Origin of the sequence: Streptococcus infantis (assembly GCF_047464715.1) — a bacterium.
GTDB classification, from domain to species: domain Bacteria; phylum Bacillota; class Bacilli; order Lactobacillales; family Streptococcaceae; genus Streptococcus; species Streptococcus infantis_S.
Genome location: NZ_JASHBJ010000010.1, coordinates 1 through 12,235 on the forward strand (window position 1 = coordinate 1; position 12,235 = coordinate 12,235).

The following is a 12,235-nucleotide window of genomic DNA, read 5'->3' on the forward strand; positions in this document are numbered from 1 at the left end:
ATCAACCGCAATACACCCATAGTCCGTACGGGATTCGAACCCGTGTTACCGCCGTGAAAAGGCGGTGTCTTAACCCCTTGACCAACGGACCCTGAGCTTGTCAACTCTTTCTATTATACCTACTTTTAGAATCTTGTCAAGATATTGAGTTTATTTTTTTCGTATTTTTTATTTTTTTCAAAGCAAAAAGCCCACTGTTGTAGGCTTTCTGTAACATATATCTTAAAATTAAAGCATTTTGTTGTAGAATTCAACGATAAGTGCTTCGTTGATTTCTGGGTTGATTTCATCACGTTCTGGCAAACGAGTTAATGAACCTTCCAATTTTTCAGCATCGAATGATACGAATGCTGGACGTCCAAGAGTAGCTTCAACTGCTTCAAGGATAGCTGGAACTTTCAATGATTTTTCGCGAACTGAGATTACTTGACCTGGAGTTACGCGGTATGATGGGATATCAACGCGTTTTCCGTCAACAAGGATGTGACCGTGGTTTACGAATTGACGAGCTTGACGACGAGTAGTCGCAAGGCCAAGACGGTAAACTACGTTATCCAAACGACGTTCCAAAAGAAGCATGAAGTTGAAACCAAGGATTCCGCCTTTGATTTTTGTAGCTTGTACGAACAAGTTACGGAATTGTTTTTCACCTACTCCGTAAGTGAAACGAAGTTTTTGTTTTTCAGCCAATTGCAAACCGTATTCTGACAATTTAGAACGGTTGTTTGGTCCGTGTTGTCCTGGTACGTAGTTACGACGTGCCAATTCTTTACCTGTACCTGTAAGTGAAAGGCCAAGGCGACGAGCTTGTTTCCAAGATGGTCCTGTATAACGTGACATATGTATGTCCTCCTAATATAAATAAAATTTCGGCGGAAATAGTCACTTAGAAAGCCCTGATTCGTGCAGATGCCCTTCGCCTAAACAGCCAAGGTTACTTGTTATAAGACACCTGTTGACGAGCTTCATGCTTTCCTGCTGCTATTTCACACAAAGGCTATTGTACCATGAAATACTACTTTTGTAAAGAGAATTTCTTAGTTTTATTTCAAATCGAGGCTGAATGTAAACTTGCTTCCTAATCCATACTGGCTTTCTGCTGTTATTTCACCACCTAGTTGATGAGCTAGTTCTCGCGCAATCGCAAGTCCTAATCCATGGCCACCTGTCTTCATATTACGCGAAGTTTCTACACGATAAAGTCGGTTAAAAATTTTTTCCAAATCTTCAGGAAGAATACCCTGCCCCTCGTCTTTCACACTGATTGTCAGCTCTTCTTCTGTTAATTGGGCAAGAACCTCGATTCTGGTTCCTGGTTCTGAATATTTAAAGGCATTGTTTAACAAATTGACCAGAATACGAGAAAGTTTGTCATAATAACTCTTGATTTTCGCCGACTCAGGTGATACTTGAATGTAAACATCTCGCTCCTCTTGTTCAATCTGGAGTTGAAATTCACTCATTGACTCAATCAACAGCTGATCTAAAAAGACCTCTTCGACTTCTTCATCAGCAGTATCTTGAGGCTGAGCGTTCAGAGTCAAAACATCCAATTCCTCCACTAGTTTGTTTAGACGCTCAGTTTGCCGACCAATCGTGGTTAAATAATGGAGTCGTTCCTCTTCCTTAATTACTCCATCTAAAATTCCCTCCACAGTAACCTGAATGGAGGTAATGGGAGTTTTAATATCATGAGAGAGCTGAGCAATCATCATTCTCTTTTCTTGCTCACTCTCATCAAGTGATTGAAAGGTATCTTGTAAATTGCGGGACATGTCATTAAAAGCCTGGCCCAACTCTTGAAATTCTATCGGCCCTTTGGTTTCAATTTCTGTGCTGAAATCTTTGCCAGCTATATTCTGAGCTTGTTTTTTCAAATGTTTCAGAGAAGAGAAAACAGGTGACAAAAGAAAGATGCTCACTGCAGCGCCAATGAAACTTGCAATCAAGGTCATTCCAACCAGAAAGTAAACTTCACTTTTCTCAATCAACATTCGTTGGATTGCCCAGAAAACGACCAAAATCGTTAGTAGAGTCGAAACTAGATACCCCACTAAAATATAGTTTTTTAATTTCATTTTTTACCTCTCGGTCTTTCCATCTTATAGCCCAATCCCCAAACAGTTTTTATAGCAGGAGTATTTAAATTCGTAAACTTACTCAATTCTTGTCTCAAAGCATGAATATGAACATTGAGTGTATTGGTATCATCCACATAGTCCTCTTGCCATACCTTCTCGTAAAGTTCAGTCTTTGAAAAGACTCTCTCAGGATTGCTAGCTAATATCCATAGAAGTTCAAAAGATTTCACTGTCAATTCCAAAGGCTGTTCCCCAATGCGAACCTCATGAGTCACATGGTTGATCACTAAGTCACCAAACTCAATCTGGTCGGTCTCTCCGCCACGACTAAGGCGGCGCAAGATATTATTTACTCTCAAAACCAATTCCCGTGGGCTAAACGGTTTAGCTATAAAATCATCCGCCCCCAAACTTAATCCATAAATCTTATCCTGTTCGCTTGTCTTAGCAGTTGTAAAGAGAAAGGGTTGATCAGGAGCAATATACTGAACTTCGCTGACAAAGTCATAACCGTCCATATTAGGCATCATGATATCTGTGATAATGAGATCGATAGATTTTTTTCTAAAAAGTTCTAATCCTTCCTTACCGTCATGGGCAACTAAAACATCGTAACCTGCCTGTAAAAGATAGCGATTTTGAATATCTAGAATATCTATCTCATCATCAACCAACAAAATTGTCTTTTTCATCTGACACTCCTTTGACAAAAACAGTGTTATACTTGCTTTAGTATAACACTATTTTCCGTAATGTTTAAATGATTTGAACCTTAATCTTCTCTTTTGGTTTTCCAACCCAAAAATCCAACAAAGCCTGCCAAGGCTAGGCCAAGGATTCCAAGTCCAGCTGTATTCGTTTGAGCTTCACCAGTATTTGGTAGCATCGCTTTATCATCTTTTTTCATCATATTAGCCATTGGGCTAGAAGCCGGTTGATCTACTTTCATCTCTGACATATGATGATTTGTACCCATCATACCCTCAGTCGTACCTGTAGAGCCTGTTTCAGAAGTCTTCGTATTCATCTGACCTTGTTGAGATGGTATTGTCGCCATTTCTTTTCCACGAAGCTGAATCGTTACTTGACGAGTAACAACCAGATTGGTCAAATCAGGTTTGCCGTCTTTAGAGCCATACACCTTGATGGTAGCTAGATATGTTTGGCTTCCGTTAGCTCGAAGTTGCTCTAGCAAGGCCTGACCATCTTTACCAACCGTATTACCATTCAAATCTACTTCGTAGAAATATTGGCCTTTAGCCAAGCCTTCAAGTGGTAATAGAGCAGGATTTTTTGCTGTTCCATTGTCTGACCATGGGGCCTTGTCTGAGGCTTTCAAGATAAGGCGAGTCAACATACCATCTCCACCAAAAGCTTCATATGGGATGACTTGGTTTACGCCGGCCAAGAATGGTCCAGGAACATTAGCCTTGTCAAGGTAGCTAGCCGGAACATCAATCATGTCTTTGACATTGTTAACAATAGACTCTTTAATCTGAGTTGGAGTGGTTGAAGCGTTCAAATTAACAGTCAAATCTTTAGTCGCTACTAGGTTAGTCAAATCAGCCTTACCATCTTTCGCACCGTACACCTTAATAGTAGCTTTATAACTTTGAGTACCATTTTGTTTCAAGAGGTCAAGGAGCTCTTTATCTGATTTTCCTTGGGTGCCTGCCAAGTCCACTTCATAGAAGTAAAGGCCTTTACCCAATTTCTCTACTGGTGGAAGAGCAGGATTTTTAGCTGAACCATTGTCTGACCATGGGGCCTTGTCAGAAGCTTTCAAGATAAGACGAGTCAACATACCGTCACCAGCGAAGAATTCATATGGGATAACTTGGTTAACACCGGCTGTGAATGGGCCTGGGTAATTGGCCTTGTCTAAGTAAGAAGCTGGAACATCTACTGTGTCTTTGGTATTGTCAGCCACACCTTTTTGCACTTCAGCTGGAGTGGTCAAGCCATTCAAGTTGACATCCAAATTCTTAGTCGCTACGAGGTTGCTCAAATCTGCTTTGCCATCTTTCGCACCATACACTTTAATAGTAGCTTTATAGCTTTGAGTGCCGTTTTGTTTCAAGAGGTCAAGAAGCTCTTTATCTGATTTACCTTGAATGCCGGCCAAATCCACTTCATAGAAGTAAAGGCCTTTGCCCAATTTTTCTACTGGTGGGAGGGCCGGATTTTTGGCTGAGCCGTTGTCTGACCATGGGGCCTTGTCAGAAGCTTTCAAGATAAGACGAGTCAACATACCGTCACCAGCGAAGAATTCATATGGGATAACTTGGTTAACACCGGCTGTGAATGGGCCTGGGTAATTGGCCTTGTCTAAGTAAGAAGCTGGAACATCTACTGTGTCTTTGGTATTGTCAGCCACACCTTTTTGCACTTCAGCTGGAGTGGTTGCTGGTTGAGCTTCACTTGCCTCACGGTCTTGTCCAGAGACTGTAGACGCAGGACTTTCCACAGGTTTAACTGCATCTTCTGTTGGTTTCTTAGAGTCAGGTTGTGCTTGCACTTCTTCTTTTGGTGCTACTACTTGGTCTTTGTCAGCTACATCCGCTTTTTCTGGAGAGCTTGTAGTATCCAAATTTGCTTTAGATACTGTGTCTGATTGTTCTGAAGGAAGAACTACATCGACTGCTTTTTTTAGAGCCTCTGCTGGTAAGTCGCTCTTTTCACTCACCGAAGTGTCGTTTGGCATGACTTGGGCCGGTGTCGGATTGACGATATCTGCACGTACAGAACCTGGTTGACCGACTAGGACAAAGAAGCCACTAGCTACAACAACTGAAGCAACACCGACACTGAGACGGCGAATAGACCAACGAGTATATCTCTGATTTGGATTGAATTTCATAGGATTCTCCTTAGAGTTTTCTTTTTTTTGATAGCTCTAGTATAATCTCCTAAAATTAAAAAGGATTAAGAAAAATTTAAAATTTTTCTTAAATCCTTCTTATAAAATACTTATATTGACTCAATAGTCACTAGAAAAAAGAATAGTTATTTCTCTTTTAATCATTGAGGCGTGCTAGATTGTCCAAATATTGGTTATTGATTACTGCCATCATATAGCCATCAGCTTTCAATAGATCATTCGGTCCAAATTGAACATCCAAGGGAGCATTTTCGTAGTCACGAAAACCAAGAATATTGAGATTGTATCGTCCTCGAAGGTCTAGTTGACTTAGGCTCTTGCCTGACCATGATTGCGGAATTTTCATCTCAACAATAGAGACATTTTTGTCCAACTGAAAGACATCTACGCTATTATTAAATAGAATCGTCTGTGCTAACGAGCGACCCATCTCATACTCTGGGGAAATGACTGAATCCGCGCCAATTTTTTCAAGGACTTTTTTTGCTGTATGACTTTTAACCTTAGCAATAACAGTCGGCACTCCAAGGCTCTTGCAATGCATAACTGCAAGCACACTAGATTCTAAATTTTCCCCAGTTGCCACCACAACTGTATCGCAGGTATCAATTCCTGCTGAGAGCAAGAGCTCTTCATCTGTTATATCTCCAACAACTCCACGTACCAAGACTGGTTCGAACTGATTGATTCGCTCCTCATGGTCATCAATGGCGATAATATTTATATCATGCTGAGCGAGAGTTGTAAGAACACTACTTCCAAAAATACCCAAACCTAAAATTCCAATTGTCCGATCCGCCATAGTCTATCCTTTCTTATCCTATAGTAATGTCCGCTTTCATATAGTGGATTGTATCTTTCTTATCTGGTTGATACTCAGCCAAACTGACTAACAGTGTGAGTGGCCCGATCCGGCCAATAAACATCAGTAGCATGACGACGCTAAGAGCTAATTTACCTAACTCTGGTGTCAGATTAGCAGTTACTCCAACGGTAGCAAGCGCAGAAATAGTTTCAAACATCAGGTAGATGAATTTCGGATTCCCTTCTGCTGTTATTCCTAGTAGGATTAAACCCGATAAAAAAGTTATCAAGAAGATGATGAAGACACTGAAAGATTTTTGGACTGTCCGAGGTTCAATCGTTCTCCGAGCCACATTAGCATGGGGCAATCCTAAAAGTTCACTGCGCGCAAATACTAACAATACAAAGAAGGTTGTGATTTTAAGCCCTCCGGCTGTTCCACCAGGCGCCCCACCGAGAAACATTTGTAAGATATAAATCAGCAAAGTGACCGATCTAGCTTGAGTATAATCAATAGAAGCAAAACCTGCTGTCCTCATGCTGACAGTCTGGAAAAAGCTAACCAGCAATTTATCAGGCACGCTAAGATTGCCAATGGTCCCTGGATTGTTCCACTCAATCAAGAGAGTTGAAACTGTTCCAGTAAATAAAATCCCCACTGTTAAAAGAAGAACCAACTTGGTATGAAAACGAAGACGGCGTTTTTTCTTCTTTCCTAACTGGGTTGCTAGATCAAACCAGACCATAAATCCTAGACCACCTGTGATGATCAAAGCAGCAATTACTAGATTAATCAAAGGGTCGGTCTGAAAAGCTACCAAACTTGTACTTCCAAAATTATCAAATCCAGCATTACAGAAAGCTGAAATAGCTACGAAGATAGAGGTAAAAATCCCTCGGCCCCATCCAAATTCAGGAACCAAACGAAAACTTAACAGGACGGCTCCTAGCCCTTCAATGAGAAAAGTCGTCAAGAAAATCGAACGTATGAAAACCATTAAAGACTGAGTTTCTCCATAATTAAAGCTCTCCAGAATTGTTTCACGGCTACGAAGACTTAGCTTATGCTTACTTTGAATATAAAAGACCCCTATAAAGGTCATGAGACCCAAACCACCAATCTGGATCAAAAACATACAGATTAACTGACCCCAGATATTATATGTTGCAGCTACTGGTTGAGTAAAGAGCCCTGTCACACAGACCATGGATACTGCTGTAAATAGATGGTCGAAATAGGTCGCTTGGGAGCTTGTTGCTTGCACAAATGGCAGACTCAAAAGGAGAGAACCTGCGAAAATAACCAAAGCAAAACTTAAAAAAATTCGACGAGCAGGTGATAAACGTCCCAAGGTCGTGTTTGTTTTTTCCGAAAATGATTTGAATAACATAGTTACATTGTACCATAAAACAGTTAAAGCAGTCACATATGACTAACGATTTCAAGACAGAGTTCTAAGGCCTTGTCAAAAGCTTCTGAACCCCAATCGCGGCTATCATAATTTTCTAAATCCGCTAGAGAGTCGGCTGTAAATAGAAGTTGACCCCAAACTACTCCTCGAAGCCGGGCAACTGCTGCAAGAGCTGCACACTCCATCTCCACAACTGCACAGCCTTCTTCCTTACGATAGGCAATTTTTTCAGCTGTTTCTCGGTAAAAGCCGTCTGTCGACCAGGTCATAACTTCTTCATAAGGAACGCCTAGTTGTTCCAAGACTTCCTCGATAGCAGAAATCGCCTCTACATGTACATCCATATAACGAGAAGGCGCTGCATAGTGGTAGCTGGTCCCCTCATCTCGCAGAGCGCGAACAGGGACGAGAAAGGCATTTTCCTCTATATCGGCTAGGACTCCACAAGTTCCAGTGGAAATGATTTGCTCCACACCATAGCCAATCAACCAATCCATAAACTGGGCCGCAGGGGCAGAACCGACAGGAGCTTGGGCTAGACACACTTTTTCGCCTTTGTAGTCCATGACATAAACCGGGTAGGTCTTAGTGGCAGAAATGAACTCGCCTGCGCACTCTGCTCCTACTTCTCGAGCATAACGATCAATCTCCTCCTCCAAAAATGCATAGATGCACTTCTTTGGCAACTGTAAATCCAATCCTTCGTGATTTGGCATGATGACTGCCTGAGGATTATCATCAAACTCTAAAATAGGAATGACGTGTTTTTGAATCATAGAGCACCTCCTCTAAATTTTTACTATTATATCAAAAGCTAAACGAAAGTCAAGACGGGAGGCTAAGTCAAATCAGAAAAACCTACCTTAAGTAGGAAACAACAATTAAATGCTTTTTTCGTCATAATAAAATTGCTATAGCTTAGGAATTAGTTTATAATAGATTGAATTTAAAAAAGGGAGAAATCTTATGAAATTCTATTCATATGACTATGTTCTCAGTCAGATTAGTCAACAGAATTGGACCATGATTATTGTGTCGACGCTCTTAGTGATTGTGACTGGATTCTTTGCATTTAAGGCTTTCAAAGATAAAAGAGGGAGTAAGTTCCGTGAATTATCGCTCATTTCTATTTTGACGTTAATTGCTTTTGTATTGATTAGCATTACGAATTTTCAAAACAGCCAATCCAATGATAATCAATTTCGTAGTTCCTTACACTTCATCGAGATTGTATCAAAAGAGTTAGGTGTTGATAAAAAAGATATTTATGTCAATACTTCAGCTACTACTGATGGAGCTATTATTAAGGTTGGCGACAATTTTTATCGCGCCATTAGCGGGACTGACCAAGATAGCTATTTGTTAGAAAAGATGGAACTCTATAAATCAGACGTTGAACTCGTGGAGGTTGAAAAATGATAAGCTTTTTTGCTACGATTGCAATTAAATTGGCCTTGGGGCTACTTTCTCTTGTTTTTGTTATTAACGTAACAGGTAAAGGAAATTTAGCACCAAGTTCTGCAGTAGATCAAATCCAGAACTTTGTTCTCGGGGGTATTATCGGTGGGGTTATCTACAATAGCTCGATTACCATCATCCAATACGTAACAATCTTAATCATCTGGACTATTCTCATCCTGCTCCTTAAATGGTTGAATACCAATATTTCCTTTTTCAAACACTTAATTGACGGGAAACCAACTATTATCATCAAAAATGGTAAGTTAGATCCTGAAGCCTGTCGCTCAAAAGGTCTTGCGGCTGCAGATGTAGCTCTTAAATTGCGCTCTCAAGGAATCTTCCAACTGAAAGATGTCAAGCGAGCTGTGATTGAGCAAAATGGACAATTGATTGTCGTAAGAATGGGTGACGAAAATCCTAAATACCCAGTCATTACAGACGGTGTTGTCCAAGTTGAAATTCTAGAAACTATTGGCAAAACTGAAGAATGGCTAACAGAAAAATTGAAAGAAGAAGGTTTCGAAGAAGTCTCAAATATCTTTATCGCTGAATATGATAAAGGTCAATTGAATGTTGTAACCTATTAAGAAAATAAACTGATGCTTTTCGTATCAGTTTTTTGCTTTTTAGTATAAAAGGGTATATACTTAAATTAATATCTAATGTAATTTAGATAATACAAAAAATTAACGGAGGTATCCCCCATGTCAATCGAAGAAAAATTCAACCAAGCTAAAGGTTCTGTTAAAGAAGGTTTTGGTAAACTAACTGGCGATACAAAAACTCAAGCAGAAGGAGCTGCAGAAAAGGTAGCTTCAAAAGCTAAAGAAGTTGCTGAAGATGCAAAAGAAGCTGTCGAAGGTGCAGTATCTGGCGTAAAAAACATCTTTAAAAAAGACGGAGAATAATTCTTTCTCGTCCTAAAAACATAAAAACTCTCCCTTCTCTTTCGAGAAAGGAGAGTTTTCTTTTATGGCTGACCACCAGAGCCATCATTCCCTTGAGGGCCACCACCAGGTGCTCCTCCGCCTCCAGGCATAGAATTAACAATCTCAGTTTGTTTCTCACCATTGAGGTAGATATCTCCACCTGTATAGCTAGCTGTTCCATCAAAGTCAAATCCTGTTTGACCAGTCATCTTAATAGTTCCACCTGTGACAGTGATATTACCATTTGAGTCAATCGGATCAGTGTCTCCTTGACCAACTTCAACGGTCAAATTCCCTCCATTCATGGTGAAGAAAATTTCACTTTGTTGGGCATTTTTGTTGGCTGCATTGACACCATCGTCTGTTGCGTAAATAGTAATGTCTCCACCGTTAATAGTGATAGACTTACCTTCAAGCCCTTCTGTAGAATTCTTAACAGTATAGGTACCACTATCGATAACCAAATCACCTGATGCGTGGATACCATCATCACCGGCAGTAACAGTAATAGTATTGTCAGAGAGATACATGGTCCCAACAGATGTATCGTCATCATTGTCTACCTTGACGCCGTCCTCCTTGGCATCGACGGTCATGGTTGTGCCAGTAATGTTAAGTTCATCATTGACATTAAAGGCATCTCCGACTGCTGTGATATTATAAGTCCCACCTGTGATATGAAGCGTATCGTTTGCTTTAATACCGTTATTTTTCTTACCATCTACATTGAGGGTACCTTTACCATTGATGGTCAAATCTACTTTAGAGAAGAAGGCTGCATCGGCCTTTTCATCACTATTAGTAGCATAATCTGACAAGCTATTTGTAGTTCCATCTACTAGGGTCACATAAACATGACTTGCTGATTTTGCAGAAATAGCAGCATTGGTATTGGTCATGGTCACACCGTTTAGTACGAGATGCACATCATCTGTTTTTTCAGCTTCAATCTTGATTTGAATACCGTCAGATTGGCCAGAAATTACATAGGTACCTGACTTAGAGATTGTAACGGTAGATCCTGATACGGCAACTCCTTCACCAGAAACAGTTGCAGATGACCCTGACAGAGTTACAGTTGCTGCCGTCTTTTCATCGTAAGAAGTATCATAGTCTTTATCCGTAAAATAGCTAGTTTTCTTAGCGTTTGTAGTTGATGTGGTGTTTGTTGCGGTATTGCTAGCTGTTGTATTTGAAGTTGACTGGGTACAAGCTGTCACCAGTGCTAGAGTTGCTATACTCGTTAATAAGAATGTCCATTTTTTTGCTTTCATGCTCAGTTCCTCATCTTTCATTTACATGACCCTAGTCTACGGGAGTTTCCTAAAAGAAGCCTGAATTTTTTCTGAAAATTTTCTTAACCACATCCGAACTTCATTAATACTCATTGCTTATGGTAAAAAAAGAACAGCATCTTGCTGTTCTTTTAATTTTCTTCTTTGACTGGAATTTCTTTGATAACTCGTGCTGGGTTGCCTGCCAGAACTACATTATCACCAAAAGATTTAGTAATGACAGCTCCTGCTCCTGCAACAACGTTATCACCTAGTGTAACACCTGGAAGGACAATAACCCCACCACCTGCCCAGAAGTTTTTCCCAATCGTGATAGGCTTACCAAATTCTATCCCCGAATTTCGTTCGTCGGGATCCAGGGGATGAAGAGGTGTTAAAAACTGGCAGTTAGGACCAATCATAGCATTGTCACCAATGGTAATTGGACAAACATCCAACATGGTTAGATTCCAATTGGAATAAAAATTTTCTCCCAAATGAATATTGACACCATAATCCACCACCAAACGAGTATTGACATAGAGATTTTCACCAGTAGAACCAAACCATCCTTTGATGATTTCCATACCTTTTACTGGATCGACTTCTGCATTAAAAGAAGCTTGCTTTTGTCGTGCTGTTTGTGCTAGAGCACGAAGTTCTGGATCGAACGGGTGATAAGGTTCTCCCGCAATCATTTTTTGGTATTCACTTTTCATTTCTTGATGTCCTTGCTTCTTTTAGATGATTGTAGCATAGTTCGATTCTTAATACAAGCAATCAAAAAAACTAGTGCATCATTTGATACACTAGTTTTTAATTAGAAAGTTGACTTTTCCACTACTTTACAGAATTAATTAATCTTCTTTCTTTTTACGAGCCATAAGTCCAAATCCACTCAAGACACCTACTAAACCAAGGGCAGCAAGGCTAGCATTATCCTTAGTACCTGTGTTTGGCAATTGAGGAGTATTTTCCTTAGCTGGAGCTGGTTTAACTGGAGCTTCTGGTTTTTCTGGAGTTACAACTTTCTTGTAGATGTGTTGGATGTTTCCATTTGCATCTACAACAGTCTCCACAAACTCATAACCTGGAATTTCTTTCTTAGGTTGTTCTCCATCCTCAGTTGGATATCCTGGAATTGGGTTTCCATTTTCGTCAACGTGAGTTGTTGTGATCTTTTCGTAGACATGTACTGTATCACCGTTTGGCAACTTCTTAGTTTCAACGAAGCGGTATCCTGGAATGTCTTTCTTAGGATTTTCGCCGTCTTCTGTTGGATATCCTGGAATTTCATTTCCGTCTTTATCCTTGTGACTAGTCTTCACTTTTTCGTAGACATGTTCTGTGTCGCCGTTTGGAAGTTTCTTAGTCTCTACGAAGCGGTATCCTG

13 protein-coding genes and 1 tRNA gene are annotated in these 12,235 nt (G+C 40.2%); 3 read left to right on the forward strand and 11 right to left on the reverse strand.

Annotated elements, in window-relative coordinates:
• Positions 1-19: 19 nt before the first annotated feature.
• From QM419_RS09050 to QM419_RS09085, 8 genes are all read right to left on the reverse strand, one after another.
• Positions 20-91: transfer RNA gene (locus QM419_RS09050), tRNA-Glu, on the reverse strand.
• Between the two features lie 137 nt (positions 92-228).
• Positions 229-840, reverse strand: coding sequence for a 30S ribosomal protein S4 (rpsD, locus tag QM419_RS09055; RefSeq protein WP_004253981.1), 612 nt, complete (start codon positions 838-840; stop codon positions 229-231).
• Between the two features lie 203 nt (positions 841-1,043).
• Positions 1,044-2,078 carry a sensor histidine kinase gene (locus QM419_RS09060; RefSeq protein ID WP_414278559.1) on the reverse strand — a complete coding sequence of 345 codons (1,035 nt, stop codon included), beginning with the start codon at positions 2,076-2,078 and terminating at the stop codon, positions 1,044-1,046.
• A complete protein-coding gene (locus QM419_RS09065; RefSeq protein WP_414278560.1) occupies positions 2,075-2,773 on the reverse strand; it encodes a response regulator transcription factor in 699 nt (232 codons plus the stop codon). Before QM419_RS09065 ends, QM419_RS09060 begins: the two co-directional genes overlap by 4 nt.
• A gap of 80 nt (positions 2,774-2,853) precedes the next feature.
• A complete protein-coding gene (locus QM419_RS09070; RefSeq protein WP_414278561.1) occupies positions 2,854-4,941 on the reverse strand; it encodes an SSURE domain-containing protein in 2,088 nt (695 codons plus the stop codon).
• Between the two features lie 157 nt (positions 4,942-5,098).
• Positions 5,099-5,764 carry a potassium channel family protein gene (locus QM419_RS09075; RefSeq protein ID WP_414278562.1) on the reverse strand — a complete coding sequence of 222 codons (666 nt, stop codon included), beginning with the start codon at positions 5,762-5,764 and terminating at the stop codon, positions 5,099-5,101.
• Positions 5,765-5,777: 13 nt separating this feature from the next.
• On the reverse strand, positions 5,778-7,157 hold the full coding sequence (locus tag QM419_RS09080) for a TrkH family potassium uptake protein (RefSeq protein WP_414278563.1): 1,380 nt from the start codon (positions 7,155-7,157) through the stop codon (positions 5,778-5,780).
• A gap of 32 nt (positions 7,158-7,189) precedes the next feature.
• Entirely contained in the window at positions 7,190-7,954 is a 765-nt protein-coding gene (locus tag QM419_RS09085) for a nucleoside phosphorylase (RefSeq protein ID WP_414278564.1), read from the reverse strand.
• Between the two features lie 190 nt (positions 7,955-8,144).
• On the opposite strand from QM419_RS09085, the gene QM419_RS09090 reads away from it, so the two are divergent.
• The 3 genes from QM419_RS09090 (at position 8,145) to QM419_RS09100 (ending at position 9,547) form a co-directional block, all read left to right on the forward strand.
• Complete coding sequence (locus QM419_RS09090) at positions 8,145-8,597, forward strand: DUF3290 family protein (protein ID WP_414278565.1); 453 nt, start codon at positions 8,145-8,147, stop codon at positions 8,595-8,597.
• Entirely contained in the window at positions 8,594-9,226 is a 633-nt protein-coding gene (locus tag QM419_RS09095; protein WP_414278566.1) for a DUF421 domain-containing protein, read from the forward strand. Before QM419_RS09090 ends, QM419_RS09095 begins: the two co-directional genes overlap by 4 nt.
• A 117-nt stretch (positions 9,227-9,343) precedes the next feature.
• Positions 9,344-9,547: a CsbD family protein gene (locus tag QM419_RS09100; RefSeq protein WP_000020982.1), complete on the forward strand. Its 204-nt coding sequence runs from the start codon at positions 9,344-9,346 to the stop codon at positions 9,545-9,547.
• Between the two features lie 62 nt (positions 9,548-9,609).
• Here QM419_RS09100 and QM419_RS09105 read toward each other — a convergent pair whose 3' ends face one another.
• The 3 genes from QM419_RS09105 to QM419_RS09115 form a co-directional block, all read right to left on the reverse strand.
• On the reverse strand, positions 9,610-10,842 hold the full coding sequence (locus tag QM419_RS09105) for a carbohydrate-binding domain-containing protein (RefSeq protein ID WP_414278567.1): 1,233 nt from the start codon (positions 10,840-10,842) through the stop codon (positions 9,610-9,612).
• A 152-nt stretch (positions 10,843-10,994) separates the two neighbouring features.
• A complete protein-coding gene (locus QM419_RS09110) occupies positions 10,995-11,561 on the reverse strand; it encodes a sugar O-acetyltransferase (protein WP_414278568.1) in 567 nt (188 codons plus the stop codon).
• Positions 11,562-11,699: 138 nt separating this feature from the next.
• A partial coding sequence (locus QM419_RS09115) for an LPXTG cell wall anchor domain-containing protein (RefSeq protein ID WP_414278569.1) occupies positions 11,700-12,235 on the reverse strand: 536 nt, incomplete at its 5' end.